This window comes from Halorubellus amylolyticus, assembly GCF_034808145.1.
Taxonomy (GTDB): Archaea; Halobacteriota; Halobacteria; order Halobacteriales; family Natrialbaceae; genus Halorubellus.
The window spans coordinates 1-229 of sequence record NZ_JAXHGM010000124.1 but is presented as its reverse complement, the minus strand read 5'-3'; the positions used below and the strand labels follow the sequence as shown (position 1 = coordinate 229).

Below are 229 nucleotides of genomic sequence, written 5' to 3'. Positions count from 1 at the left end.
ACCGGGGGAGGCGGCGGCGGCTACACATGAAGCCAAGCAGCGGGCTGAAGGGGAGGACGCCAGCGGACCCGCAGACTCGGAAGTGACCACTGTATCGCAAAGGAGAGGAGAGTCCGAGGCACCAGCTCTGGCTGCAGGAGAGCTCGTGGTGGTGAAGGAGTCGGCGGACTCGGAGGATGACTTCCCGGCGAGCATGGCAGAGATGATCGCGGCGAACGATGACGTACGG

The 229-nt window shown here is 65.1% G+C and carries 1 protein-coding gene; it reads left to right on the top strand.

What is annotated here, in order from left to right; translation table 11 throughout:
* Positions 1–229, top strand: a 229-nt coding sequence (locus SM754_RS20440; protein ID WP_323677978.1) for a hypothetical protein, incomplete at both ends; no start/stop codon positions are given.